The sequence below is a fragment of the Azonexus sp. genome, assembly GCF_049652925.1.
Taxonomy (GTDB): Bacteria; Pseudomonadota; Gammaproteobacteria; order Burkholderiales; family Rhodocyclaceae; genus Azonexus.
The window spans coordinates 146932-171995 of record NZ_JBASFI010000014.1; the positions used below are offsets into that span (position 1 = coordinate 146932).

Below are 25064 nucleotides of genomic sequence, written 5' to 3' on the forward strand. Positions count from 1 at the left end.
CAATGTCATGCTGCGAGGGTTTTCCCTATGGCAAAAAGCCGGAAATTGGTAAAGAATCGATACGGCTTGTTGGCAAGATGCTCACTAACGCGAATAAGGAGACAATATGCAACGTCGTGATTTTCTCAAGAAGGCTTCTGTCGGTGCTGTTGCCGGCGCTGCCACCACCCTGGCCGCCCCGGCCATCGCCCAGGCACTGCCCAATATCAAATGGCGCCTGACCTCGAGCTTCCCGAAGAGTCTGGATACCATTTACGGTGGTGCGGAAGTGCTGGCCAATCGCCTGCGCGCGATGACCGGCGGCAAGTTCGACATCCGCGTTTTCCCCGGTGGCGAAATCGTCCCCGGCCTGCAGGCGCTGGATGCCGTGCAGCAAGGCACCGTCGAATGCTGCCACACCTGTTCGTATTACTACGTTGGCAAGGACAAGACCTTCGGCTTCGGCACCTCGATTCCGTTCGGCATGACGGCGCGCCAGATGAACGCCTGGATCTACTATGGCGGCGGCCAGAAGCTGCTCGACGACTTTTACAGCAACTACAACGTCATCTCCTTCGCCGGCGGCAATACTGGCACCCAGATGGGCGGCTGGTGGCGCAAGGAAGTGAAGACCGTGGCCGACCTCAAGGGGATCAAGATGCGCATCGCCGGTCTCGGCGGCACCGTCTTCTCGGCCCTCGGCGTGGTGCCGCAGCAGATCGCCGGTGGTGACATCTACCCGGCGCTGGAAAAAGGCACCATTGACGCGGCCGAGTGGGTTGGTCCGTACGACGATGAAAAGCTTGGCTTCTACAAGGTCGCCAAGAACTACTACTACCCGGGTTGGTGGGAACCGGGCCCGGTCATCCACTTCTTCGTCAATAAGGCCGAATGGGCCAAGCTGCCGAAGGAGTACCAGGAAGCCTTCCAGGCCGCAGCCTATGAGTCCAACGTGACGATGATGGCTGAATACGACCACAAGAACCCGGCCGCGCTGGCCAAGCTCATGCAGAACGGTGTCAAGGTCAAGGAGTTTTCGCCGGAAATCCTCAAGGCGACCTACAAGGCTGCGACCGACCTGTACGCTGATGAAGCCGGCAAGAATCCGGAGTTCAAGAAAATCTTCACCGAGTACGACAAATACCGTCGAACGCAGTCGGCCTGGTTCAGTCTGGCCGAACGACGGATGGACGGATTCCTGCAGACCGGCAAGTAATCGAATCCCACGGTCAACCGGAAATATCGGCCAAAATCAAAAACCCGCGAACTTCGCGGGTTTTTTTACGTCTGGCCGATTGAGGATTTCAAATTTGGCCGTTTTTTACGGTAGACCGTAGCGGTCTATTTTTCCAGCAGGCTGCGCAGCATCCAGGCATTCTTTTCATGAATCTGCATGCGCTGGGTGAGCAGGTCGGCGGTCGGCTCGTCGCCAACCTTGTCAACGATGGCGAAAATGCCACGGGCGGTCTTGGTGACGGCTTCCTGGCCGGCGACCAGTTGCTTGATCATGTCCTCGGCCGAAACCTTGCCTTCGCTTTCCTTGATCACCGTGAGCTTGGCGAATTCGCTGTAGGTGCCGGGGGCGGCGACGCCCAGCGCACGGATGCGTTCGGCAATCAGGTCCAGCGCGTTCCACAGTTCGGTGTACTGGTCCATGAACATCACGTGCAGCGTGTTGAACATCGGGCCTGTGACGTTCCAGTGGAAGTTGTGGGTTTTCAGGTAGAGGGTGAATGAGTCGGCCAGCAGATGGGACAAGCCTTCGGCGATTTTTTCGCGATCCTTCTTGGTGATTCCGATATCCATGATGTTCTCCCTTCGTTGATCAGGTGGGCGTTTGACCAGAAACAAACTGGTCTGGCAACGCTTGAATGATGCGCGTCTTATCTGTGCGCTGCCAATTCATTTTGGCTATGTGCAAGATAGTCTTGCCCGCCTTCCACGGTCAACCGGAAGTAATGGCTATTTTTCAACAAAGGCGCGTTCGATGACGTAGTCGCCGAGCTTGCCGGTGTGATGGTTGCCGACCTCGAAACCACGGGCGTCGAGCATGGCAGCGGTGTCTTCGAGCATGGCCGGACTGCCGCAGATCATCGCACGGTCAGTGGCCGGGTCGAGTGGCGGTTGGCCGATGTCGGTAAAGAATTTCCCGGACTCGATCAGGTCGGTCAGGCGCCCTTCGTTGCGGAAGGGTTCGCGCGTCACGGTCGGGTAGTAGATCAGCTTTTCCTTGACCCAGTCGGCAAAGTACTCGTGCTCCTTCAAATCCTGGACAATGTAGTCGTGGTAAGCCAGCTCATTGGTCCACCGGACGCCGTGGATGAGGATGACCTTCTCGAAACGCTCGTAGGTTTCGGGGTCGTGAATCAGGCTCATGAACGGCGCCAGCCCGGTGCCGGTGGCGAACATGAACAGGCGCTTGCCCGGCCTCAGATCGCGCAGAACCAGGGTGCCGGTCGGCTTCTTGCTGACCAGCAGCGGGTCGCCCGGCTTGAGGTGCTGCAGACGGGAAGTCAGCGGGCCGTCCTGCACCTTGATGCTGAAGAATTCGAGATATTCCTCGTGGTTGGCGCTGGCGATGCTGTAGGCGCGGGTCAGCGGGCGGCCATCGACCTCCAGGCCGATCATCACGAACTGGCCGTTGGTGAAGCGCAAGCCTGGGTCGCGGGTGGTGCGGAAAGTGAACAGGCTGTCGTTCCAGTGATGGACGGAGGTAACGGTTTCGGTGGCCAGATTGCTCATGCTGATGCTCCTTCTTGTACAGAATGTGACCCATCTTAGGCGGTATCGTTTATTGATAAAAGCGGGTAATTTGTATATTGGTAATCTAAAATGCAGATATGAAAATTACCCTGCGCCAGATTGAAGTCTTTGCCGCCATCGCCCGCCTGGAAAATGTTTCGCGGGCCGCGGCGCAACTCAACATGTCGCAATCGGCGGCGAGCACAGCCCTGCTCGAACTCGAGCGCCATTTCAATTGCCCGCTGTTCGACCGCATTGGCAAATCGCTGCGTCTCAATGGAAGCGGGCGCGGCCTGCTGCCACAGGCCGAGGACATGCTGGCCCGGGCCAGCGAGGTCGAGGGCTTCCTGGCCGGTGGCCGGCTGGCGCCCGTCGCCGTCGGCGCGACGCTGACCATCGGCAACTACCTGGCAACTCTGGTCGTCGTTGAATACCTGCAAAAGAACCCCGGTAGCCGGGTCGATCTCAGTGTCTGCAATACGCAGCAGGTGATCGAACGCCTGCGCCGCTTCGAGCTCGATCTCGGCCTGATCGAGGGCGAAGCGAGTGATTCCGATCTGATTTTCGAGCCCTGGCTCGATGATGAATTGGTCGTCTTCTGTGCCCCCTCGCATCCACTGGCGGCGGCCGGATTGGCGCGGTCGACCGTGCTGGCGGCACAAAAATGGATCGTTCGCGAACCGGGTTCGGGAACGCGCGCCCTGTTCGACCGGGCCGTGCGGGCCATCGGCGTCGATCCCGATGTCTGTCTGCAGCTTGAGCATACCGAGGCGATCAAGCGCGCCGTAGAATCCGGCCTGGGCGTCGGTTGCCTGTCGCGGCTATCCCTGCGCGAAGCACTGCGGCGCGGCAGTCTGGTTGAGATCAAAACGCCGGAACTGGCGCTACGCCGCCGCTTCCAGTTCGTCCGCCAGCGTCAGCGCCATGTCAGCACGGCGACCCGGATGTTCATTGAGGAATGTCGTCGCCTGTCCGGTGAAGCAAACGATACGAACGAACTGGCCTTACCCTTCATTCCCTGAGTTTGGACGAAAAAAAGCGGGGTCCGCAGACCCCGCCCTGATGCGAGCTGGCGCAATTACTTGCTGTCGCTCTGCAGGCCCTTGAGCAGAGCTGCCGCATCCGCGTCCTCGTTGCCTTCCTTTTTCTCGTCGGGCTCCTCTTCGCTTTGCTTCATCAGCGAGTCGAGATCGACGGCGGCCGGTGCCTTGCCTTCCTTCTCGAGGCGCTGCATTTCCTTTTGTGCCTCGTCGCCGTAGCTGACGATGTTCGGGAAGATGATGATCAGCGCGACCATGATGATCTGGATGCAGACGAAGGGAATGGCACCCCAATAAATGTCGGTCGTCTTGATCGAACTCGGCGCCACCGAACGCAGGTAGAACAGCGCGAAGCCGAAAGGCGGATGCATGAACGAAGTCTGCATATTGACCGCGAGCAGCACGCCAAACCAGACCAGATCTATGCCCAACTTGTCGGCTACTGGAGCGAGCAGCGGCACAATGATGAAGGACAGTTCGAAGAAGTCTAGGAAGAAGGCGAGCAGGAAGACCAGCAGATTGACCACGATCAGGAAGCCGACCTGGCCGCCCGGCAGGCCGAGCAGCAAGTGCTCAACCCACAGATCGCCATTGACCGCCCGGAAGATCAGGCCGAAAACCGTCGAGCCGACCAGGATGAAAACGACAAACGAGGACAGCTTGCCGGTCGTTTCCATGGCCTGCTTGAGCAGTTTGAAGCTCAGGCGCTTGCGGCCGATGGCCAGCGCCAGCGCACCGGCTGCGCCCATGGCGCCGCCTTCGGTCGGCGTGGCGATGCCGAGGAAGATGGTGCCGAGAACGAGGAAGATCAGCAGCAGCGGCGGCACCATCGTCGTGACGACCCGCAACATCAGCTTGAAACCGCGCAGGGTGCGGGCTTCCGGCGGCAGGGCCGGGGCGGCGTTGGGCTTGATGAAGGTGACCAGTACGACATAGCCGACATAAAGGCTGGTCAGGATAAGGCCGGGAATCATCGCGCCTTCGTACATGTCGCCAACTGATTTGCCCAACTGGTCGGCCATGATGATCAGTACCAGCGACGGCGGGATAATTTGCGCCAGCGTGCCGGAGGCGGCGATGACGCCGCAGGCCAGCTTCTTGTCGTAGCCGTAGCGCAGCATGATGGGCAGGGAGATCAGGCCCATCGAGATGACCGAGGCGGCGACGACGCCGGTCGTCGCGGCGAGCAGCGCGCCGACAAAGATGACGGCAAAGGCCAGGCCGCCACGAATCGGGCCGAACAGCTGGCCGATGGTGTCGAGCAGATCTTCGGCCATGCCTGATCGTTCGAGGATCAGTCCCATGAAGGTGAAGAACGGGATGGCCAGCAGCGTGTCGTTGGCCATGATGCCGAAGATGCGCTCCGGCAGAGCCTGGAAGAGTGCCGGGTGAAGCAGGCCGAGCTCAATGCCGATGAGGCCGAAGAGGATGCCGTTGGCGGCCAGCGCGAAGGCGACCGGATAGCCGAAGAGGAGGAATACAACGAGGGCGCCAAACATCAGCGGCGCCATGTTGGCAATCATGAACTCCGCCATTATTTGGCCTCCTGTGCTTTGGCTGCAGCAATGGCGGCGGCCAGTTCTTCTTCAGGCGTCGGGCCCTTTTCCTTGTTGTTCGGGTCGTCGATGCGCCCGGCCAGGAAGGCCATGCGCTTGATCAACTCGGAGATGCCCTGCAGGGCGAGCAGCGTAAAGCCGATAGGCAGCAGGATCTTGACCGGCCAACGAATCAGGCCACCAGCGTTGGCTGACATTTCCTGAATCTTGTATGACTCGGCAACCAGCGGTAGCGAGAGCCAGAGCACGGTGACCACCATGGGCAGCAAAAAGAAGATGGTGCCGATGATGTCGATAACGGCCAGACCGCGTGGCGACAGTTTGCCGGACAGGACGTCGATACGGACGTGCTCGTTCTTTTGCAGCGTGTAAGGCGAACAGAGCAGAAAGACGGCGGCAAACAGGTACCACTGGATTTCCAGCAGGCCATTGGAACTGTCGTCGAAAACAAAGCGGTAGCTGGCATTGCCGGCGCTGATGAGGGCCATGATCAGCACCAGCCAGAATGCGCCTTTGCCGACGCGCTCATTGAGCCAGTCGATCAGCTGCGAGAGCTTGAGCAGAAGGGTCACGAAAAGTTCTCCTCGGTTGATAGAATTCCCGGCTTCTGAGATGGCCGGGGTTAATTGAAAATCAAAGTGGGCCAAATTTACAGCGAAGGCGAGAGGCAGAGAATGGTGGAAATCCCTACAACCCAATCAACGCAAATCTGTCTGGTGCGCCACGGCGAAACCGAATGGAATGCGGAACGACGCATCCAGGGGCAGATCGACATCGGCCTCAACGAAACCGGTGTGCGTCAGGCGGTTGCCGCCGGGCGCTGGCTCAAACAGGCCGGCATTATGGCGCTCTACAGCAGCGACCTCAAACGGGCATGGGCGACGGCGCAATCGATCGGCGCCGAACTCGGGCTGGTGCCGACGCCGGTGCCCGAGATGCGCGAACGCCGTTACGGTGTATTTGAAGGACTGACCTACGACGAGGCGAAAGCCAATCATCCGGAAGGCTACGCGGCCTTCGAAGGGCGCAATGCCGACTACGATTTTGAGAATGGCGAAAGCCTGCTAGCCATGTTTGAACGCGTCACCGGCAAGCTCAAGCAACTCGCGGCAAAGCATCCGGGCGAAACCATCGCCATCGTCCTGCACGGTGGGGTGCTCGACATCATTAACCGTTTCGTGCGTGGCAACTCGCTCGAAACGCCACGCGATTTCCTGATTCCCAACGCCGGCATCAACTGGATTGCCACGGTCGACGGGCAGTGGACGCTCAAAACCTGGGGCGAAACCGACCATCTGGAGCCGGGCGCCCTTGATGAGCTTCCGGCGTGATAAAATTCGACCCCTTTTCAATGGCTTGAGGCATTTGACATGTTTTCCGCGAAAGACACCCTGGCAAAAGTTGATCCTGAACTCTGGAAGGCCATGCAGGCCGAAGTGCAGCGTCAGGAAGACCACATCGAACTGATCGCGTCCGAAAACTACGTGAGCAAGGCCGTCATGGAAGCCCAGGGCTCCCAGCTCACCAACAAGTATGCCGAAGGCTACCCGGGCAAGCGTTACTACGGTGGCTGCGAATACGTCGACGTCGTCGAGCAGATCGCCATCGACCGTTTGAAGAAGCTGTTCGGCGCCGATGCCGCCAACGTCCAGCCGAATTCCGGTTCGCAGGCCAACCAGGCAGTGCTCATGGCCTTTGCCAAGCCCGGCGACACCATCATGGGCATGAGCCTGGCCGAAGGCGGTCACCTGACCCACGGTATGGCGCTCAACATGTCCGGCAAGTGGTTCAACGTCGTTTCCTACGGTCTCGATGCCAACGAAGCCATCGACTACGACAAGATGGAAGCGCTGGCCCGCGAGCACAAGCCGAAGATCATCGTCGCCGGCGCCTCGGCCTACGCCCTGCGCATCGACTGGGAACGCTTCGCCAAGATCGCCAAGGAAGTCGGCGCCATTTTCTGGGTGGACATGGCTCACTATGCCGGCCTGATCGCCGCTGGTTTCTACCCGAACCCCGTGCCTTTCGCCGATGTCGTGACCTCGACCACGCACAAGACCCTGCGCGGCCCGCGCGGTGGCGTCATCCTGATGAAGGCCGAGCACGAAAAGGCCCTCAATTCCGCCATTTTCCCAGGCCTGCAAGGCGGTCCGCTCGAGCACGTCATCGCAGCCAAGGCTGTTGCTTTCAAGGAAGCCGCGACGCCGGAGTTCAAGAACTACCAGGAACAGGTCATCAACAACGCCCGTGTCATGGCCCGCGTGCTCGGTGAAGAGCGTGGCCTGCGCATCGTTTCCGGTCGTACCGAAAGCCACGTCTTCCTCCTCGACCTGCGTGCCAAGAACATTACCGGCAAGGAAGCCGAAGCTGCCCTCGGTCGTGCCCACATCACGGTCAACAAGAATGGCATCCCGAACGACCCGCAGAAGCCTTTCGTCACTTCCGGCATCCGCATTGGTTCGCCGGCGATGACGACTCGCGGCTTCACCGAAATCGAAGCCGAGACCATCGCCCATCTGGTCGCCGACGTGCTCGAAGCGCCGAATGACGAAGCTGTGGCCGCCACCGTGCGCGCCAAGGTCGCGGCCTTGTGTGCCAAGTTCCCGGTCTACGGCGCGTGATTGACTTCGTCATTCCGGGCTTGACCCGGAATCCAGTCCTCCATGGCTGGATTCCCGCTGGCGCGGGAATGACGATGATGGATTTGTTGCGATGAAATGCCCTTTCTGTGGCCACGACGACACGGCGGTTGTTGATACCCGCCTCTCCGACGAGGCGGACGTCGTGCGTCGCCGCAGGAAGTGCAATGCCTGCGACAAGCGCTTCACCACCTACGAGCGGGCGGAAATCCAGTTGCCGCAAGTGGTCAAGAAAAATGGCCTGCGCACCGAGTTCAGCCGGGCCAAATTGCGCGCCAGTCTCGAACTGGCGCTGCGCAAGCGGCCGGTGTCGATCGAGTCGGTCGATGCGGCGGTGGCTGATATCGAAGAAAGATTGCGTTCGGCCGGTGAGCGCGAGGTGACGACGCAGCAGTTGGGCGAACTGGTCATGCGCGAGCTCAAGAAGCTCGACAAGGTGGCCTACATCCGTTTTGCCTCGGTCTATCGCAATTTTGAAGACGTCGATGCCTTCTCCAAGGCGATCCGCGAAGTTTCACCAACCCCGAAGAAAAAATGAGCTTCTCGGCCGTCGACCACGGCATGATGGCGCGCGCCCTGCAACTGGCCGAGCGCGGCCTGTGGACGACCTCGCCCAACCCGCGGGTTGGGTGCGTCGTGGTTCGCGACAGTGAAATCGTTGGTGAAGGCTGGCACGAGAAAGCCGGAGAGCCGCATGCCGAAGTTCATGCCCTGCGCGCCGCCGGCGACAAGGCCAGGGGCGCGACGGCGTACGTGACGCTGGAGCCGTGCAGCCACCACGGGCGGACGCCGCCCTGCGCCGAGGCGCTCATTGCGGCCGGTGTCTCGCGTGTCGTGGCGGCGATGACCGATCCGAATCCTCTCGTCGCCGGCAAGGGACTCGCCTTGTTGCAGGCGACTGGCATAGCAACGTCAAGCGGCCTGCTGGAAAACGAGGCACGCGAACTGAACATCGGCTTTGTCTCGCGTATGACCCGTGGTCGGCCGTGGTTGCGCCTCAAGGTGGCGGCCAGTCTGGATGGGAAGACTGCTCTGAACAACGGCGTCAGTCAGTGGATCACTGGACCCGATGCGCGCCGCGACGGCCATGCCTGGCGCGCCCGAGCCTGCGCCATCCTCACCGGTATCGGCACGGTGCGCGACGACGATCCGAGTCTGACCGTGCGTGATGTGGCGACGACGCGTCAACCCTTGCGCGTCGTGGTCGATAGCAAGTTTGAAATAGCGCCGACGGCGCGCCTTCTGCAAGGCGAGCCGGTGCTCATCGTTGGCGCCGTCGAAAACGCCGAAAAAATGGCTTTGCTACGGTCAACCGGAAATTTCGTCGAAATTCTGAATAATGGCGCCGGCAAGGTTGACCTCAAAGCCCTGCTCGAATTACTCGCTCAGCGCGGCATCAACGAGGTTCATGCCGAAGCCGGCTTCAAGCTCAATGGTTCGCTGTTGCGCGAAGGCCTGGTCGACGAACTGTTGCTCTATCTGGCGCCCTGCCTGATCGGTCACGAGGCGAGCGGCCTGTTCAACCTGCCTGAACTGACTACGCTAGACGGCAAGCGGCGCCTGAAGATTCGGGATCTGCGCCAGCTTGGCGAAGATATTCGCCTGATCGCACGTTTCCTTTAGGTCCGCACACAGCGCAATCGCTGTCCTTCTTGAAGCGAACCGTGCGCCATTCCATGGTCAATGCATCAAGAAGCAACAGGCGCCCGGTCAGCGTTTCGCCGATGCCGGCCGCCAGCTTGAGCGCCTCGGCCGCCTGCATGGTGCCGATAATGCCGGTTAGTGGGGCAAAGACGCCCATCACGGCGCAGCGCACTTCCTCGACGTCCTCGCCTTCCGGAAACAGGCAGTGGTAGCACGGCGAGTCATCGCGACTCAGGTCGTAGACACTGATTTGCCCGTCAAAGCGAATGGCGGCGCCGGACACCAGCGGTTTCTGGTGATGGACGCAGGCTCGATTGATGGCATGGCGGGTGGCGAAATTGTCGGTGCAGTCGAGCACCAGGTCGGCGCTGGCAACCAGTGCATCAAGCGCTTCGCCTGATAGGCGCATCTGTAGCGGGATGATCTCGATGTCAGGATTGATGGCGCTCAGCGCCTGCCGACCGGATTCGGCCTTGGCTATGCCGACGCGTGCCTGGGTATGCAGAATTTGGCGCTGCAGGTTGGTGAAATCGACCGTGTCATCATCGACCAGCGTGATCTTGCCGATCCCGGCCGAAGCCAGGTAGAGCGCCGCCGGCGAGCCAAGACCGCCGGCACCGATGATCAACGCGTGCGTATCCAGAATGCGCGTCTGGCCTTCGATGCCCAGCGCGTCGAGCAGGATGTGTCGGCTATAGCGGAGAAGCTGCTCGTCAGTCATTTGGGATCGAGGATCGAGTTGTCAGGGTCGAGTGGTTTTGCTAACAGCTCAATCCTCGATCCTGAGAGCTACTTATATTCCCGCCACTCCGGCGGTGTGTCGTCGTGGTCGCCGTGCGGGTGCTGTTCCCAGGCATTGACGTAGGCTTCCTGGGCCGAGCGCTTCAGGCGTTTTTCCGGAGCGCCGATGTTGTGCAATTGCGTCTCTTCGACGTAGTAGATCAGCGCCCTGGTCAGTTTCGTGTACAGCGTGTTGTCGAGGTGAAAACCCTTGTCGACCAGATGATCGTCAAGCTCCCGCAAGGTGTGTTGCTGCAGATCATAGCTGACACCCAGCGAGCGCTTTTCGAATCGGGCCTGGACCTCAAGTTCATCCAGGTGCTGCAGATCATCTGCCGCTTCGGGCACCTGGCCCGGCGGAAACTTGGAGAACAGAATTTCCCGGTTTTTCTTGAGGTCTGTGTCGGTCATCATCCCTCCCGATCGATGAACTATTGCGCCTTATTCTGCATGATCTGAAGACCCTTGAGAAGATTCAGCGCCTGCTGGAACTGGTAGTCGCCCTTGGTGGCGTACTCCAGACGTTGCGGCATTTCTTCCTCGGCATCTTCCTTCTTGTCCTTGCCGTTTTTGGGTGTCTTGGCAGCCCCCTTGGCTTCCGGCTTTGCCGCTTCCTTGGCGGCTTCCTTTTCACGGTCGTTGCTCAGGTGACGGTCGAGATCGGCTTCGCGCACGCGCATTCCGGGGCTGGCGCCGTTCGCGCTCTCTTCGACAACGATGTCCGGCGTGATGCCCTTGGCCTGAATCGAGCGGCCTTCGGGCGTGTAGTAGCGGGCCGTGGTCAGCTTGATGGCAGTGTTGCCGGGGAGCGGTAGAACCGACTGCACCGAGCCTTTGCCAAAGCTCTGGGTGCCGACGATGATGGCGCGCTTGTGATCCTGCAATGCGCCGGCAACGATTTCGGAAGCCGAGGCAGAGCCGCCATTGACCAGAACGACCATCGGCACCTTCTTGGCTTCGATGGGCATGTTCTTGAGCGGATCTTCCTTGCTGCCGCGCAGGTAATCCTGTGCCCGAGCCCGGAATTCCTGCTTGGCGTCAGCAGTGCGGCCATCGGTCGACACGACCTTGACGTCCGGCGGCAGGAACGCCGCGGAAACACCGATGGCGCCGTTGAGCAGGCCACCCGGGTCGTTGCGCAAATCGAGAACCAGACCGTTCAGCTTGTTGCCATCCTTGTAGAGGGCGGAAACATGCTTGGCCAGTTCGGCGACGGTATTTTCCTGGAACTGGGTGACGCGCACCCAGCCGTAGCCGGGCTCGACCAGCTTGGACTTGACGCTCTGCACCTTGATCACTTCGCGGATCAGGGTCAGCTCGATCGGCTTGGTTTCGCCCTTGCGGATGATCGACAGTTTGATCGGCGTCTTCGGCTTGCCGCGCATCTTCTTGACGGCATCCGACAGGGTCAGACCCTTGACTGGGGTTTCGTCGAGCTTGAAGATCAGGTCGCCAGCCTTGACGCCAGCGCGATAGGCCGGGGTATCCTCGATCGGCGAAACGACCTTGACCAGGCCGTCTTCCATGCCGACTTCAATGCCCAGGCCGCCGAATTCGCCCTGCGTGCCGACCTGCAGATCCTTGAAGGCATCTGCGTCGAGGTAGGTCGAGTGCGGGTCAAGGTTGGACAGCATGCCGGAAATGGCATTGGTGATCATCTTCTTGTCTTCGACCGGCTCGACATAGCCCTGCTTGATGGCGCTATAAACCTCGGCAAAGGTGCGAAGTTCATCGATAGGCAGGCCGGGTTTGACTTCCTTGTCGGCCATGGCCGGGAAGTTCAGGCTGATCAGTGCGCCGGCGACGAAGGCGCCAACGGTCAAGCTAATGGTTTTAGTTTTGCTCATTTCAAGCTGGCCCATTTCATCGGGTCGATCGGTTGCCCTTGGTGGCGGAGTTCAAAGTATAAACCGGATTCGGGATTGCCCCCGCTGTTACCCACAGTGGCCACCGTTTCTCCACCCTTGACGGCCTGGCCGACCTGTTTGAGCAGTGCATCGTTGTTGCCGTAGATCGACAGATAGGCATCGCCGTGGTCGACGATGAGCAGATTGCCGAAGCCGCGCATCCATTCCGAGAAGACAACGCGGCCGCCGGCAATGGCCTTGACCTCGCTGCCAGCGCCGGCCTTGATGAACAGGCCGCGCCAGGTGCCGCCGCCGTCGCGGGCCGAACCGAAACGGCCGGACACCGCGCCGCGTACCGGCAGGCGCAGGCTGCCTTTTTGGCGGGCGAAGCTGCCGTTGCTCGGGGCCGGTTCGTAGTGGTTTTCGGCTTCGACGGTTCTTGGGCGGGTGGGCTCTATGGCGGGAGTCGGGCGGGCGATTTCGCGCTCTTCTGTATGCAAAGGACGCTTGTCCTTTTCCCGTTCCTTCTCGCGCTCTTTTTCCTTTTGCCGTGCGGCGGCCTGGCGTGCTTCGGCCAGCCGTGCGGCCTCGGCTGCCTTGGCAGCTCTTGCCGCCTGGGCTGCGAGGATTTTTGACAGCCGATCAATCAGCTGGGTCATCCGTTTTTCGTTTTGTTGCAGGGTGCCGATTTCCTTGCGCTGGGCGCTGACCTTGCTGGCCAGCTGGGCGTACAGCGCCTGACGCTCCTCGCGTTGGTTCTGCAAATCGGCATGGCGCTTTTTCTGCTCAGCCTCGACCTCGGCCAATTCGGCGCTACGCTCCTTGGCGTCGGCGGCCAGCGATTTCTTTTTGTCGAGCGTGGCGTTGATTTCGCCCATCAGCTCGGCGCGGGTCAGGGCGATGGCTGACAGATAGTGCAGATCGCGCGCCATCTGGTTGGGATCGTCGCCATTGAGCAGCAGTTGCAGCGAGTCCGGCGTGCCGCGCAGGTATTGTTTGTAGATCAGTTTTTCCAGTTGGGCTTGTTGCTGGCTGAGCGTGACGCCGAGTTCCTGTGATTGTTGCTCGAGGTTTTTGAGCTTTTTTTCCAGTTGACCGCGAGAATCGTTCAGTTCGTGCAGCTCGCGTTGCAGTCGCGAAATCTGGCGGTCGGATTCGCGCAGGCGGTCGCCGGCATCGGCTTTGCTCTCTTCGCTGTTTGATAATTCCTTGCGTAACCCTTCGATGCGGCTGCGCAATTCGCCCAGATCGGCCTGTTTTTCGGCAATATCGGGCGAGGCGACGACCTGGGCGGATTTTTTTTCGGCCGCAGTTGGCTTGGCATCGGCCGGTGCTGCGCCCAGGAAAACCGTGGCAATCAGTGCCGCCATCAGCCTTTTGCCGGTGGGCCGAGGGCTGCGCTGGCCGGGCCGGGTGTGTCCAAAGGTCATCGCGGAGTGATTTCGATTAAGCGAAACGTAAAACGCTATTTTATAATGCGCCATTCACCGAAACGAGGTTTTATCTTGGAAACGCCAACCTTCAGTTTGATCGACAAGCAGGAGCACATCGAGCTGGCCGCCCGTGCGCTGAAATCCATCGCCCACCCGCTGCGCCTGAAAATCCTTTGCGTGCTTGGCGAACAGGAGGCGTGTGTGCAGGAAATCGTCGAGGCGGTGGGTACATCGCAGAGCAATATTTCCCAGCACTTGGCCATCCTGCGTGAAAAGGGCGTGCTGGTTACCCGCAAGGACGCCAACCGCGTCTATTACAGGGTTGGCGATCAGCGCACGCTGCAACTGGTCAGCATGATGCGCGAAGTTTTTTGCGGGACGGAGGTTTAAGTGATACCGATGGAATTTATCAACCAGAATATTCTGCTGGTTTCGCTGGTCGCTGTCAGCGGCCTTTCCCTGCTCTGGCCGATGGTGATGCGCCCCTCGGGCAACAGCGTCGGGCCGGCCGAGGCGACGCAACTGATCAATCGTGAAGATGCGGTCATCCTCGATGTGCGTGAAGCCGCCGAGTACGCAGCCGGGCATTTGCCGGAAGCGAAGAATATTCCGAACAGCGTGTTGGCCGGGCGTATTGGCGAGCTGGACAAGTTCAAGGACAAGCCGATCATCGTTTGCTGCGCCTCCGGCATGCGCTCGAACAAGGCATGTGGCGAGCTCAAGAAACAGGGCTTCGAGAAGCTGTATAACCTGTCCGGTGGCGTCGATGCCTGGGTGGGCGCCGGTTATCCGATCAAAAAAGGCGCCAAGAGCAAATGAGCGCCCATGTCCTGATGTATACGACGGCAGTCTGTCCTTATTGCACGCGCGCCAAGCAATTGCTCAAGGCACGCGGCGTGGAGCAGATCGAGGAGGTTCGCGTTGATCTGGATCCGGAACGTCGCGATGAAATGATGCAGAAAACTCAGCGGCGTACAGTGCCGCAAATCTTCATCGGCGAAACCCACGTGGGTGGCTGTGACGATCTCTACGCACTCGATGCATCCGGCCAATTGAAGCCGTTGCTCGAAGCCTGATTAAACCGATTCAACTTCTGAAAGAAAACCATGGAACAAAACGCCCAGCCCGTCTTCGGTATTGAAAAACTCTACGTCAAGGATCTGTCGGTCGAAGTGCCGAATGCGCCGGAAATCTTCCTCGAGCGGGAAGCCCCGCAAGTCGAGATCCAGCTCAATACCGGTGGCCGTACCGTTGGCGACAGCGTTTACGAAGTCGTGCTGACCGTGACGGTTACCGCCAAGATGGGCGACAAGACGGTTTTCCTGGTTGAAGTTGGCCAGGCCGGCATCTTCCGCATCCAGAACGTGCCGGAAGACCAGATCGAGCCGCTGATTGCTGTCGCCTGCCCGAACATCCTCTTCCCGTATGCCCGCGAAGCGGTCTCTGACTCGGTCAGCCGCGCCGGCTTCCAGCCGATCGTGCTGCAGCCGGTCAACTTCGAAGGCATGTACATGCAGCGTCTGCAGCAGGCCGAGCAGGCTGGCGCTCCGGCTGACGCGTCGATTCAGTAAGATGATCATCTGGCGTCGTGCGCTTGTCGCCCTGTCGCTGATCAGCGCTGCCGGAGCAGCGCTGGCTATCGACTACCGCTCGGTCAGTGTGCCGGCGGCCATCCTTTTTGATGCGCCGTCGCTGCAGGGCAAGAAGCTCTACCTGATCAAGGCGCAGACGCCGGTCGAGGTCGTCGTCAAGCTCGAGGGCTGGTTCAAGGTGCGCGATGCCGAAGGGACGCTGGCCTGGCTGGAGTCGCGCAATCTCGTGGACAAGCGGACGCTCGTCGTGACCGCGCCGAAGGCGGAAATCCGCCAGTCGGACAAGCCGGAATCGGCCGTTCTGGCCGAACTGGACAAATGGGTGGCTGTTGAATTCATCGAACCCGCCTCGCCGGGCTGGGCCAAGGTGCGCCATCGCGACGGCGCGACCGGCTACATTCGTTCGACGCAGGTCTGGGGCCTATGAAAGTCACACTGCTTGGCGCTGGCGCCTGGGGCACGGCGCTGTCCATTGCCTTTGCCGGCAAGCATGAGCTGACCCTGTGGTCGCGCGAAGAGGATGTCGCCGCCGACCTGACATCCACCCGAGAAAACCATCGATTTTTTCCAGGCCACAAATTGCCGGACTCGGTCGTCGTGACGACGGATTTCGAGGCGGCTGTCGCAGCGGCCGAGTTGCTCATCGTAGCAACGCCGATAGCTGGTCTGCGGCCGACGGTCGAACGGCTCAAGGCCATCGGCTGCAAGTTGCCGGTGTTGTGGGTGTGCAAAGGTTTCGAGGCGGGTAGCGGCAAGTTGCCGCATCAGGTGGTGAGCGAAGTGTTGGGCCAGCAGGCCTTGTGCGGCGCACTCTCCGGCCCCAGTTTTGCCGAGGAAGTCGCGGCCGGTCAGCCGACCGCCGTGGCGCTGGCTGGCAATGACCCGGCCTTCGCCCGCGAAGCGGCGCGCCAACTCCATACGGCGCGCCTGCGTATCTACGCCAACGATGATCTGGTCGGCGTCGAGGTCGGCGGCGCAGTGAAGAACGTGTTGGCCATCGCCACGGGCGTTTGCGATGGCCTTGGCCTCGGCCTCAATTCCCGGGCGGCGCTCATGACGCGTGGCCTGGCCGAAATTGCCCGGCTTGGTCTGGCGCTGGGTGCTGACCGGCAGACTTTCATGGGCTTGGCCGGCATGGGTGACCTGATCCTGACCTGTACCGGCGATCTGTCACGCAACCGTCGCGTCGGTCTGGCGCTGGCCCAGAACAAATCCCTGCCGCAGATTCTCGAAGAACTCGGTCACGTCGCCGAAGGCGTTTATACCGCCCGCGAAGTGGATCGTCTGTCGAGTCAGCTCGGCGTCGATATGCCGATCAGCGCTGCCGTGGCGGCCGTGCTGGATGGTCGGTTGAGTGCTGCGCAAGCCGTCGAGCAGTTGATGGCGCGCGACCCGAAAGAAGAGTTGGCTTAACTTGAGCCGCTGAAGCCGGCTTGGCGCCAGGCTTCGAAGACGGTGACGGCGGCAGCGTTGGAGAGATTGAGACTGCGCTGCCCGGCCTGCATCGGCAGGCGCAGTCGATGTTCCGGCGGAAACTCGGCGAGCACTTCCGGCGGCAAGCCGCTGGTTTCCCGACCAAAGACAAAAACATCGTTTTCCTGCAAAGCCGCGTCGAACGGACTGCCATTGCCCTTGGTCGTCATCGCGAACAGGCGTCGACCGGCCAGTGCCGCTTTGCAGGCATCCCAGTCGGCGTGACGCACGACGCGGGCGTATTCGTGATAATCCAGTCCGGCCCGCCGCAAGCCCTTGTCGGTGATGTCAAAGCCGAGCGGTTCGACCAGGTGCAACTCGGCCCCCGTATTGGCGCACAGGCGAATGATGTTGCCCGTGTTGGGCGGAATTTCGGGCTGGTAGAGAACGACGGCAAACACGCGACAGCTTTCGAGCGATGAAGGGGGCGAATTAGAGCATGGATTCAGTGTCGTAGCGCACGGGCGATGACGGCGACAGTGACCTCGGCGGCGCCATGCAGTTTGAGCACTCGGGCGCACTCGTTGGCCGTGGCGCCGGTGGTCATCACGTCATCGATGAGCAGCAGGCGTTTGCCCGTGAAGTCGGCGCGGCATTCGAAGGCGCCACGCACGTTTTTGTGCCGTTCCTTGTGCGGCATCGTGGCTTGTGGCGGGGTTACCCGCGTGCGCAGGACGTTTCCACGGTCAACCGGAATTTTTGCCCAAAATTGAAATGCCCTGGCGATCTCGGCCGACTGGTTGAAGCCTGAGGTTTCCCCTCATATTTTTACTCCTTGAGTGGCAGCCAACGCTTGGTGATGAATCAACGGCAAGGCATCCGTGATCGGTAGTCGTCGCAGCCAGTTGCCGCCTGCATCGATGATGCGGCGGGCCAGAGTCATGACAGAAATTTCCTTGTGTTTGAGACATGGGACGCTCTGGAATTGCAATTGCATCTGACGCTGCTCGGCACTTTCTCCGATCAGGCGCAGCAACCAAGAGGCCAGGTGCCCGATCAAGAGCAGTATTTCCAGCCGCTTGCCAGACCGTGACCGGGAAGCACTTAGGCCCAAACCACCCCGCTCATTTTTCAGGTCACGGAATGATTGCTCGATCTTCATTCTTTGCGCATACAGGGTAACAACGGCTTCCGGATCAAGGTGCCCAAGACCGGGAGAACTGGCCAGCAGCCACGGTTCGCAGCCACTGCGTGCCGCCTTGAGCGAGGTACGCGAGCGCGAAATTTTTCTGAGGCGGGTACGACGGCTTCGTCCTTTAGGTGGGCGCTTGACCAGCACCAAGCGACACGGTGTCGGGTTGCTGCGTACATAGAGAGCTTCGCTAAAAGCCTTCACCTGGGCGGTCGCTTCTGCGTAAACCTCAGTGCATCGCCGCCAAGGGTGGCCTACGGTGCAAACCATATCCTTGCCCCGAATTCGACCAATCCATTGCCAGCGACGCTGGGTGACCAGATCGAACCACGTTGAATGGAAACCCGCATCGGTCATGATGATCGGCATACATCCTTGAGGCAGCAATTTCGCCAGCTTGGCCAGAAAACGACGATGGATGCCTCGATCGCCATATTTTCGTTGCGGATGAATTTCTTCATAGAGCGTCACGCTGCGTCCATCAACGGCAACGCTTGCCCGAAGCAAGTGCCACTGTTGGTCCGGCGTGACCCCCGACCAGTCGACGACGATCAATAGCTGCCTGATTCCGGCCAACCAATGCGCTGCGACCGCTTGGTAGATCGACATCCGGGCGCCATAGACGGCGGCGTTGCCCAGCAATCGGTCAATCCGCTTGACCCGGTGGCGCATGGCGCACTCGGAGGAAACGGAACGGGCCAACAGACTCAGACTCAATCGCCCGCCATCGAGAGCACTCCATACCGCTGCCCTAATCGACTCTGCCCGCTTGGCATGCAAGCAGGATAGACAGCTGCCCAACAACCCGTTCACAATTCCCTTTGCATGCATGGCCCACCTCCATCAACGTTTGGTCACCGCGATGAAGGTTTTAACGGTGTCATGCATGCATTACTTGATCTTAACCAATTGATCTAAATTGGAAATCTGCGGGGAAACCTCAGGGTTGAAGCCCCTTTCCTGCAGGCGTTCAGCGTGCAAGGGCAGGGGAATGATGCAATCGAATGCTTCGGTGCTGCTTAGCTCAGCCAGCTTTTGTCCGGCCCAGTCGGCAACCGCCAGTTGGTGGCCATACTTGAGTGCATGAACGATGCGGTCGGCCGGAAAATCGTAGCAAAAGAGGGCGATGGTCCGTGCGAAGTGCGGCGTCTCGCTCAGGCAGGCGCCGCAGCGTTCGCCATGCGTCGTCGGGACGGCGCAGATCGGGCACCGGGTCTCTGGTAGCAGCGGAAGATCGTTGGTGCACGGCGGGCAAAGCAGGCTTCCCTGGCTGTCGGCGCCACAGAGCAGGCAGCTTCCCGGCAAGGCGGCATCGAGGATTTTCCGACCAAGCCGTTTGAGTCCATCGGGCTGGGGTAAAATTGACAGCCAGCCGGAGTGTCCGTGATAATCCATAATTACCGATGCGCTTCGTATCTGATTTTTATAGCATTTTTCACGCAAGGCCTTTCATGCAAGCTAGCTCCGTCGCCGCCGTTCCGTCTGTTTCGCCGTCTGCTCCCGTCCATCTCTGGTCGGTTTCCGAAGTACTCGCGCTCTACGAGTTGCCGCTGATGGATCTGATCTGGCGGGCGCAAGGCGTGCACCGCGCAAATTTCGATCCGAACGCCATTCAACGCTCGACGCTGCTTTCGGTCAAGACCGGCGGTTGTTCCGAAGATTGCAGCTATTGCTCGCAGTCGGCCCGCTACGACACCGACACCGAGCGCGAACGCCTGATGCCGCTCGATCAGGTGGTTGCCGCCGCTCAGGCCGCCAAAGCCAAGGGAGCGTCGCGCTTCTGCATGGGTGCCGCCTGGAAGGGGCCGAAGGACAACGATCTCGACCGTGTGCTCGACATGGTTCGCGAAGTGAAGGCGCTGGGCATGCAAACCTGCGTGACCCTCGGCATGCTCAAGGAAGGCCAGGCCGAAAAGCTCAAGGATGCCGGCCTCGACTACTACAACCATAATCTCGATACCGACAAGGAGTTCTACGGTCAGGTCATCAAGACGCACACCCATGACGACCGCCTCGATACGCTAGAGCAGGTCCGCGACGCCGGTATCAACGTCTGTTCGGGCGGCATCATCGGCATGGGCGAATCGCGCAAGAACCGCGCTGGTCTGCTCGTTCAGCTGGCCAATCTGCCCAAGGCGCCGGAATCCGTGCCGATCAACAACCTCGTGCCGATTCCTGGTACGCCGCTGGCCGATAACGACCGTCTCGATCCCTTCGAGTTCGTGCGTACCATCGCCGCTGCCCGCATCATGATGCCGACTTCCTGGGTTCGCCTGTCGGCCGGCCGTCAGGAAATGAGCGATGAATTGCAGGCTCTGTGCTTCCTGGCTGGGGCCAATTCGATGTTCTACGGCGATTTTCTGCTGACCACCGGCAATCCGGATATCGAACGCGACGACGCGCTGTTTGCCCGTCTCGGCGTCAAGGCAATTTGAGTACTGGCAGTCCGCATTCCGGCTTCGTCGACCGGCAGCATGTCGGTCGACGCTTTGCCCGAGTTGCTGCAACTTACGGCGAAGGCGACTTTTTCGCCCGCGAAGTCGATCGCCGGATGCAGGAGCGGCTCGATTTCGTCAAGGTCGAACCAAAACGGATTCTTGATCTGGGTTGCAGCCGCGGCGGGAGTTTTCCCGGTCTGGCAGAGCGCTATCCCGAAGCCCAACTGATCGGTCTGGATGTCGCGCCGGCCATGCTCTCCGCAGGCCGTGTCCCGCGTGTCGGCTGGCAGCGCTGGCTGGGTATTGGCCGGAATGCCGAGCCGCTTCGCCTTGCTGCCGATGCTGCCAATTTACCCCTGAAATCGCGGTCTACCGCAATCGTCTGGTCCAATCTGCTGTTGCACTGGCTGGATGATCCGATTCCGGCGCTGGCCGAGGCGCACCGTGTTCTCGAAGTCGGCGGCCTGCTGATGTTCTCGACCCTCGGCCCGGATACGCTGAAGGAACTGCGCAGCGCTTTCGCCGATGGCTACGCCCACACCCAGCGTTTTGCCGACATGCACGATCTTGGCGATATGCTGGTCGGCTGCGGTTTTGCTGACCCAGTCATGGACATGGAAGTCATCACGCTGACCTACGACGACCTGGACGCCATGTTCGCCGAATTGCGCGCTGCCGGTTCCTCATGCGCCATGAAAGCCAGGCGCCACGGGATGACCGGACGCAAGTCGTGGGCGAACGGCAAGGCCGCCTACGAAGCGATGCGCAAGGACGGTCGGCTGCCGGCGACCTTCGAGGTCATCTATGGCCACGCCTGGAAGGCCGAGCCGAAGAAGACGCCGGACGGCCGCGCCATCGTCCGCTTCGATCTGCCGCGCAAGGGCTGAGCGGCATTTCAATTTTGGTCAATTTTTCCGGTTGACCGTAGCAATCTGCGGTTGAGATCAATCCGGCTTCTGTTTGAAGAATTTCAGCGGTTTGACTCCCTGAAATTGCGGCACGGGGATCGCCTTGCGCTGGCGTTCTCGAATCCGCCAGCCCAGCAGGGCGGCGACGGCCACGGAATAAGCCATCGGCCAGAGTAGCGCCGTGGCCTTGACCAGCCAGAAATAATGCACCGTGGCGAGGATGCTGATGAGATAGATGCTGCGGTGCAACTCCTGCCATTTTCTGCCGCCCAACTTGCGAATTGCCCAGTTACTGGATGTTGCAGCGAGCGGGATCAGCAGCAAAAAGGCAGCAAAGCCGACCGTCACAAAGGGGCGCTTGAAAATGTCTTTGGCGATGTCATCGAGCACAAAGTCATGGTCGAAGCCGATGAAGCTCAGAAAGTGCAGCGTCGCGTAGAAAAAGCAGAACAGGCCGAGCATGCGCCGCAGCCGCGTCAGCCAGTGCATTTGCGTCATCGCCCGGAGCGGCGTGACGCAGAGCGTGATGAGCAGCAGGCTGAAGGTCCAGGTTCCAGTCCAGCGCTGGACGAACTCGACCGGGTTGGCGCCAAAGTCGTCGGTGTAGGCCGCCCACAGGAGGCGTAGCGCGGGGATCAGGCAGAGGGCGAAGAGGGCAATCTTGATCCAGCCAAGTTGGCGGTTGTCGGGGTTGAAGCTCATGTCAGAAATTTTTCCGTAAATCCATGCCGGCGTACAGGCCGGCGACCTGCTCGGCATAGCCATTGAAAGGCAGGGTCTTGCGTTTGAGGAATTCGCCAAGGCGGCGTTCGGTTGCCTGACTCCAGCGCCGGTGCGGGACATCCGGATTGACGTTGGAGTAGAAGCCATACTCGTCAGGCCCGGCTTTCATCCACGCTGTTTGCGGCTGTTTTTCGACGAACCGAATGCGAACGATGGATTTTGCGCCCTTGAAGCCGTATTTCCAAGGCACTATGAGGCGGAGGGGGGCTCCATTCTGTTTAGGCATGACCTCGCCGTACATGCCCACCGCCAAAAGTGCGAGCGGATGTCGTGCTTCATCGAGCCGGAGCGCTTCGAGGTATGGCCAGTCGAGCAATGGAATGCGCACGTAAGGCATTTGTTCGGGGTCGGCCAGGCTCCAGAATTCGACGAATTTGGCATTGCCGGTCAGCTCGACGCGCTTGAGCAGTTCGCTGAACGGAAATCCGACCCAAGGCACGACAGCGCTCCAGCCTTCGACGCAGCGTAGCCGGTAAATACGCTCTTCCAGCGGCGCCCATTTCAGGATGTCATCGATGGCGAAGGTTTTTGGAGCCTTGACTTCACCATCGACGGTTACCGTCCATGGCTGCGTGCGTAGACGGTGCGCATTTTTTGCCGGGCTGTCCTTGTCCGGCCCGAACTCGTAAAAGTTGCCGTAGGTCGTCATCGACTGGTAAGGCGTCAATTTGTCGTCACGCGTCGACAATGGGCTCGCGAGCAGCCCCTCGAAACGGTTGCTGCCGCGGGTTTCCGCGCCATGGGCCAGGCCCAGGCTGGCGGCGCCGAGGCCGAGGGCCAGCGTACGAACGAAGTCGCGGCGACCAGCATAAACCTGCGGATCAGTGATTTCAGAGCTGGGGAGTTCCGGGGTATGGCGAATCAGCATGATGGTTCCTGAGGGGCTGCGTATCCATTAGTCGGTATTCTTCCCGAATCCTTACGGGGAGGGCCCGGTGCAATGAATTTCAGACTGTCAGGGTGCCCGCAGGTTCAGGCAGAAAGCGCGGCGCGCAACTCAATGATGTCCTCTTCAGCGCTCTTCAGGAGATCGGCGTAGCGCACGCGGTCCGCCTCGCGTCTCGCCGCTTCCTCGGGGTCCACCACGTTGCGTTGCCACGGTAGGCTGTTGTCGGATAGTGCGATGGCAAAATAGAGAATATCGCTGATGGTGCAGGGCTTTTCGACCCTGCTCAAATGGCTTTGGTCGCGCACGGCATCAGTAATCGCCGCCGGCAGCCCCAGGATGTGCAACAGGCTCTCGCCTATCCCTTCGTGCCAGCCGGCCAGGAGTTCGATCATTGCCGGTTCGTTGTTGCGGTACTCCGGGTATTCCGCAGCACGAAACAGCAGGTAAAAAATGCCGATGTTGTGGACCAGGCCGGTCAGCATGGCGTTTTCCGGCTGAACGCGGCCCAGATTGCGCGCCAGTACGCGAGCGACTGCAGCAACCTGCAATGAGTGCTCCCAGGTTTGCCGGGAAATATCGTCGTAGGCCGCAAGATTTCTGGACCTCAGCATCTGATCCATGGCCACGGCCAGGGATGTCGTTCGGACGATGTCGAACCCCAGTCGCTTGACTACGGCATTGAGGTTGGAGACCTCCTCGCCGGAAGGGTTGTAGACGACCGAGTTGGCTAGCCGCAAAAGCTTGCTGGAGATCAGTGGCTCGACGCTGATTGCCTGAACCACTTGCTCGGTACTGGCAAATGGGTCTTTCAGCGCGTTGCGAACAAGCAAGGCCGCATCCAGGCAGGTCGGAAAATTGACATCGCCCGACAGATCGCGGGCGATGTCTTCGAGGATATGAAAGTGAATACTGCTTCCGCTGGTCATTTCAACCGGCGATGTAGTGTTCCAACTGGGTGATCAGGAATTGCTGGTCGCAGATCGTTTCCTTGACCAGATCGCCGATGGAGATGATGCCAAGAACATTTCCTTCGTCATCCAGTACCGGCAGGTGGCGGAAATGCTTTTCGGTCATCAGGGCCATGCATTCATCAAGCGAAACGCTCGGAGTCACGTAGGCAACCTTGTCGCTCATGATTTCCTTGACCAGGGTTTCCTTTGATGTCTTGCCGTGCAGGATGATCTTCCGGGCATAGTCGCGTTCGGAAAAAATGCCGACCAGTTGTTCGCCGTCCAGAACCAACACGGCACCGACCTCATGCTTGGCCATGACCGTAAGAGCGTGAAAAACGGTGTCGCCAGGTGCGACGACGGCCAATGGGCGATTCCGGCCCGCGAGAAGCTGTTTGAGCGTCTTCATTTCTTGTCTCCTACTCAGGTGGGGTGTTGTGCGGCCAGTCTAGCCCGGTCGACGTAGACTGCCAAGCGCCAGAAAAACAAAAAGGCAGCCGAAGCTGCCTTTTCCTTGCTGCGACGCTGATTAGCGAAGGCCGGCGGCGTATTCGGCGACTGCCTTGATTTCGGCGTCGGACAGCTTGGCTGCAATCATGCGCATCATCTTTTCCGGATCGTTGGCGCGTTCGTCAACACGGAAAGCCTTCAACTGGGCTTCGGTGTATTCCTGGAACTGACCTGCCAGACGCGGGTACTGGGCGGGCAAGCCGGCGCCAGCCGGGCCGTGACAGCCGGCGCAGGCGGGAACGCCTTTCTTGAAGTCACCCTGACGCCAGATTTTCTGACCCAGCGCGATCTGCTTTTCATCCTTGGCCGCAGCAGGCTTCTGCTTTTGGCTGGAGAACCAGGCAGCGACGTTCTTGATGTCGTCGTCGGAGAGGGGGGCAGCCATACCGGCCATGATCGGGTTGTTGCGCACGGGTGGCTTGTCGCCAACCGGCTTGAAATTCTTCAGTTGTTTGGCAATGTATTCCTCAACCTGGCCTGCCAGATTCGGATTGGCCGAGGTCGGGCTATTGCCATCGACGCCATGACAGGCAACACAAATTGATTCGGCGATAGCCTTGCCTTTGGCAGGGTCAGCCTTGGCATGCGCTTCTTCTGAAGCGTGGGTGACGAAACTGGTGGCGAAAAGGATCGCCAGTGCCGCTTTACGGATCATTTCGAACTCCTAGTGCGCGTTTATGGGCGCTTTGGCCGGAACGGAGGTTACAAACCTGTTATTCTATATCAGTT

At 59.9% G+C, this 25064-nt stretch carries 31 protein-coding genes; 14 read left to right on the top strand and 17 right to left on the bottom strand.

Translation table 11 applies throughout. The annotated features are described in order from the left end of the window. The first annotated feature begins 106 nt into the window (after nucleotides 1–106). Nucleotides 107–1195: a TRAP transporter substrate-binding protein gene (locus WBK19_RS07075; protein ID WP_511288244.1), complete on the top strand. Its 1089-nt coding sequence runs from the start codon at nucleotides 107–109 to the stop codon at nucleotides 1193–1195. Between the two features lie 125 nt (nucleotides 1196–1320). Here WBK19_RS07075 and WBK19_RS07080 read toward each other — a convergent pair whose 3' ends face one another. Both WBK19_RS07080 and WBK19_RS07085 read right to left on the bottom strand, forming a co-directional pair. Next, nucleotides 1321–1785 carry a Dps family protein gene (locus WBK19_RS07080; RefSeq protein WP_511288246.1) on the bottom strand — a complete coding sequence of 155 codons (465 nt, stop codon included), beginning with the start codon at nucleotides 1783–1785 and terminating at the stop codon, nucleotides 1321–1323. 156 nt (nucleotides 1786–1941) lie between these two features. Continuing rightward, nucleotides 1942–2721: a ferredoxin--NADP reductase gene (locus WBK19_RS07085; RefSeq protein WP_511288248.1), complete on the bottom strand. Its 780-nt coding sequence runs from the start codon at nucleotides 2719–2721 to the stop codon at nucleotides 1942–1944. A gap of 98 nt (nucleotides 2722–2819) precedes the next feature. Here WBK19_RS07085 and WBK19_RS07090 point away from each other — a divergent pair, with 98 nt between their 5' ends. Further along, on the top strand, nucleotides 2820–3743 hold the full coding sequence (locus tag WBK19_RS07090; protein ID WP_511288250.1) for a LysR substrate-binding domain-containing protein: 924 nt from the start codon (nucleotides 2820–2822) through the stop codon (nucleotides 3741–3743). A gap of 56 nt (nucleotides 3744–3799) precedes the next feature. On the opposite strand, the gene WBK19_RS07095 is transcribed toward WBK19_RS07090, so the two are convergent. Together WBK19_RS07095 and WBK19_RS07100 are read right to left on the bottom strand one after the other, a co-directional pair. After that, on the bottom strand, nucleotides 3800–5296 hold the full coding sequence (locus WBK19_RS07095) for a TRAP transporter large permease (protein WP_511288252.1): 1497 nt from the start codon (nucleotides 5294–5296) through the stop codon (nucleotides 3800–3802). Next, nucleotides 5296–5889 (bottom strand): TRAP transporter small permease subunit, encoded by a 594-nt coding sequence (locus WBK19_RS07100; RefSeq protein WP_511288254.1) that lies wholly within the window; start codon nucleotides 5887–5889, stop codon nucleotides 5296–5298. The genes WBK19_RS07095 and WBK19_RS07100 overlap by 1 nt, the downstream gene beginning before the upstream one ends. A gap of 102 nt (nucleotides 5890–5991) precedes the next feature. Here WBK19_RS07100 and WBK19_RS07105 point away from each other — a divergent pair, with 102 nt between their 5' ends. The 4 genes from WBK19_RS07105 to ribD all read left to right on the top strand — a co-directional run bounded on the left by WBK19_RS07105 (nucleotide 5992) and on the right by ribD (nucleotide 9579). Continuing rightward, a complete protein-coding gene (locus WBK19_RS07105; RefSeq protein WP_511288256.1) occupies nucleotides 5992–6648 on the top strand; it encodes a histidine phosphatase family protein in 657 nt (218 codons plus the stop codon). Nucleotides 6649–6687: 39 nt separating this feature from the next. Further along, nucleotides 6688–7938: a serine hydroxymethyltransferase gene (glyA, locus tag WBK19_RS07110; protein WP_511288258.1), complete on the top strand. Its 1251-nt coding sequence runs from the start codon at nucleotides 6688–6690 to the stop codon at nucleotides 7936–7938. A 91-nt stretch (nucleotides 7939–8029) separates the two neighbouring features. Further along, the gene (gene nrdR / locus WBK19_RS07115; RefSeq protein WP_511288260.1) at nucleotides 8030–8494 is read left to right on the top strand and encodes a transcriptional regulator NrdR; all 465 of its coding nucleotides are present in this window, start codon (nucleotides 8030–8032) and stop codon (nucleotides 8492–8494) included. Beyond that, nucleotides 8491–9579, top strand: coding sequence for a bifunctional diaminohydroxyphosphoribosylaminopyrimidine deaminase/5-amino-6-(5-phosphoribosylamino)uracil reductase RibD (ribD, locus tag WBK19_RS07120; protein ID WP_511288262.1), 1089 nt, complete (start codon nucleotides 8491–8493; stop codon nucleotides 9577–9579). Before nrdR ends, ribD begins: the two co-directional genes overlap by 4 nt. On the opposite strand, the gene WBK19_RS07125 is transcribed toward ribD, so the two are convergent. The 4 genes from WBK19_RS07125 to WBK19_RS07140 form a co-directional block, all read right to left on the bottom strand. Further along, nucleotides 9494–10321: a HesA/MoeB/ThiF family protein gene (locus tag WBK19_RS07125; RefSeq protein WP_511288264.1), complete on the bottom strand. Its 828-nt coding sequence runs from the start codon at nucleotides 10319–10321 to the stop codon at nucleotides 9494–9496. The two genes, ribD and WBK19_RS07125, sit on opposite strands and share 86 nt — an antisense overlap. 68 nt (nucleotides 10322–10389) lie before the next feature. Next, on the bottom strand, nucleotides 10390–10791 hold the full coding sequence (locus tag WBK19_RS07130) for a hypothetical protein (protein ID WP_511288266.1): 402 nt from the start codon (nucleotides 10789–10791) through the stop codon (nucleotides 10390–10392). A 20-nt stretch (nucleotides 10792–10811) separates the two neighbouring features. Then, complete coding sequence (locus tag WBK19_RS07135; RefSeq protein WP_511288268.1) at nucleotides 10812–12227, bottom strand: S41 family peptidase; 1416 nt, start codon at nucleotides 12225–12227, stop codon at nucleotides 10812–10814. Further along, entirely contained in the window at nucleotides 12224–13597 is a 1374-nt protein-coding gene (locus tag WBK19_RS07140; RefSeq protein ID WP_511288270.1) for a murein hydrolase activator EnvC family protein, read from the bottom strand. Before WBK19_RS07140 ends, WBK19_RS07135 begins: the two co-directional genes overlap by 4 nt. 135 nt (nucleotides 13598–13732) lie before the next feature. On the opposite strand from WBK19_RS07140, the gene WBK19_RS07145 reads away from it, so the two are divergent. From WBK19_RS07145 to WBK19_RS07170, 6 genes are read left to right on the top strand one after another with little or no spacing between them, the layout of a single operon-like run. Beyond that, a complete protein-coding gene (locus WBK19_RS07145) occupies nucleotides 13733–14050 on the top strand; it encodes an ArsR/SmtB family transcription factor (protein WP_511288272.1) in 318 nt (105 codons plus the stop codon). 9 nt (nucleotides 14051–14059) lie between these two features. Then, the gene (locus WBK19_RS07150; protein ID WP_511288274.1) at nucleotides 14060–14479 is read left to right on the top strand and encodes a rhodanese-like domain-containing protein; all 420 of its coding nucleotides are present in this window, start codon (nucleotides 14060–14062) and stop codon (nucleotides 14477–14479) included. After that, a complete protein-coding gene (grxC, locus tag WBK19_RS07155) occupies nucleotides 14476–14736 on the top strand; it encodes a glutaredoxin 3 (RefSeq protein ID WP_511288276.1) in 261 nt (86 codons plus the stop codon). The genes WBK19_RS07150 and grxC overlap by 4 nt, the downstream gene beginning before the upstream one ends. Nucleotides 14737–14766: 30 nt before the next feature. After that, nucleotides 14767–15231, top strand: a complete 465-nt coding sequence (gene secB, locus WBK19_RS07160) for a protein-export chaperone SecB (protein ID WP_511288277.1) — start codon at nucleotides 14767–14769, stop codon at nucleotides 15229–15231. A gap of 1 nt (nucleotide 15232) precedes the next feature. Then, nucleotides 15233–15679: an SH3 domain-containing protein gene (locus WBK19_RS07165; RefSeq protein WP_511288279.1), complete on the top strand. Its 447-nt coding sequence runs from the start codon at nucleotides 15233–15235 to the stop codon at nucleotides 15677–15679. Beyond that, nucleotides 15676–16665: an NAD(P)H-dependent glycerol-3-phosphate dehydrogenase gene (locus tag WBK19_RS07170; RefSeq protein ID WP_511288281.1), complete on the top strand. Its 990-nt coding sequence runs from the start codon at nucleotides 15676–15678 to the stop codon at nucleotides 16663–16665. Before WBK19_RS07165 ends, WBK19_RS07170 begins: the two co-directional genes overlap by 4 nt. Here WBK19_RS07170 and WBK19_RS07175 read toward each other — a convergent pair. The 4 genes from WBK19_RS07175 to WBK19_RS07190 all read right to left on the bottom strand — a co-directional run bounded on the left by WBK19_RS07175 (nucleotide 16662) and on the right by WBK19_RS07190 (nucleotide 19252). Continuing rightward, nucleotides 16662–17126, bottom strand: coding sequence for a tRNA (cytidine(34)-2'-O)-methyltransferase (locus WBK19_RS07175; RefSeq protein WP_511288283.1), 465 nt, complete (start codon nucleotides 17124–17126; stop codon nucleotides 16662–16664). The genes WBK19_RS07170 and WBK19_RS07175 overlap by 4 nt on opposite strands. Nucleotides 17127–17170: 44 nt before the next feature. Further along, entirely contained in the window at nucleotides 17171–17365 is a 195-nt protein-coding gene (locus WBK19_RS07180) for a ComF family protein (protein WP_511288285.1), read from the bottom strand. A 120-nt stretch (nucleotides 17366–17485) separates the two neighbouring features. After that, complete coding sequence (locus tag WBK19_RS07185) at nucleotides 17486–18688, bottom strand: IS4 family transposase (RefSeq protein WP_511288287.1); 1203 nt, start codon at nucleotides 18686–18688, stop codon at nucleotides 17486–17488. Between the two features lie 60 nt (nucleotides 18689–18748). Further along, nucleotides 18749–19252, bottom strand: a complete 504-nt coding sequence (locus tag WBK19_RS07190) for a ComF family protein (RefSeq protein ID WP_511288289.1) — start codon at nucleotides 19250–19252, stop codon at nucleotides 18749–18751. A 56-nt stretch (nucleotides 19253–19308) separates the two neighbouring features. Between WBK19_RS07190 and bioB the strand changes: the two genes are divergently transcribed. After that, entirely contained in the window at nucleotides 19309–20292 is a 984-nt protein-coding gene (bioB, locus tag WBK19_RS07195; RefSeq protein ID WP_511288291.1) for a biotin synthase BioB, read from the top strand. After that, nucleotides 20289–21182 carry a methyltransferase domain-containing protein gene (locus WBK19_RS07200; protein ID WP_511288293.1) on the top strand — a complete coding sequence of 298 codons (894 nt, stop codon included), beginning with the start codon at nucleotides 20289–20291 and terminating at the stop codon, nucleotides 21180–21182. Before bioB ends, WBK19_RS07200 begins: the two co-directional genes overlap by 4 nt. Nucleotides 21183–21239: 57 nt before the next feature. Here the strand turns inward: WBK19_RS07200 and msrQ are convergent, their stop codons facing one another. The 5 genes from msrQ to WBK19_RS07225 all read right to left on the bottom strand — a co-directional run bounded on the left by msrQ (nucleotide 21240) and on the right by WBK19_RS07225 (nucleotide 24990). Then, complete coding sequence (gene msrQ / locus WBK19_RS07205; protein ID WP_511288295.1) at nucleotides 21240–21905, bottom strand: protein-methionine-sulfoxide reductase heme-binding subunit MsrQ; 666 nt, start codon at nucleotides 21903–21905, stop codon at nucleotides 21240–21242. Nucleotide 21906: 1 nt separating this feature from the next. Continuing rightward, nucleotides 21907–22854, bottom strand: a complete 948-nt coding sequence (gene msrP / locus WBK19_RS07210) for a protein-methionine-sulfoxide reductase catalytic subunit MsrP (RefSeq protein ID WP_511288297.1) — start codon at nucleotides 22852–22854, stop codon at nucleotides 21907–21909. A gap of 104 nt (nucleotides 22855–22958) precedes the next feature. After that, nucleotides 22959–23801 (bottom strand): HDOD domain-containing protein, encoded by an 843-nt coding sequence (locus WBK19_RS07215; RefSeq protein ID WP_511288299.1) that lies wholly within the window; start codon nucleotides 23799–23801, stop codon nucleotides 22959–22961. Between the two features lies 1 nt (nucleotide 23802). Further along, on the bottom strand, nucleotides 23803–24234 hold the full coding sequence (locus WBK19_RS07220; protein WP_511288301.1) for a CBS domain-containing protein: 432 nt from the start codon (nucleotides 24232–24234) through the stop codon (nucleotides 23803–23805). 120 nt (nucleotides 24235–24354) lie between these two features. Continuing rightward, nucleotides 24355–24990, bottom strand: coding sequence for a c-type cytochrome (locus tag WBK19_RS07225; RefSeq protein ID WP_511288303.1), 636 nt, complete (start codon nucleotides 24988–24990; stop codon nucleotides 24355–24357). Nucleotides 24991–25064 lie beyond the last annotated feature (74 nt).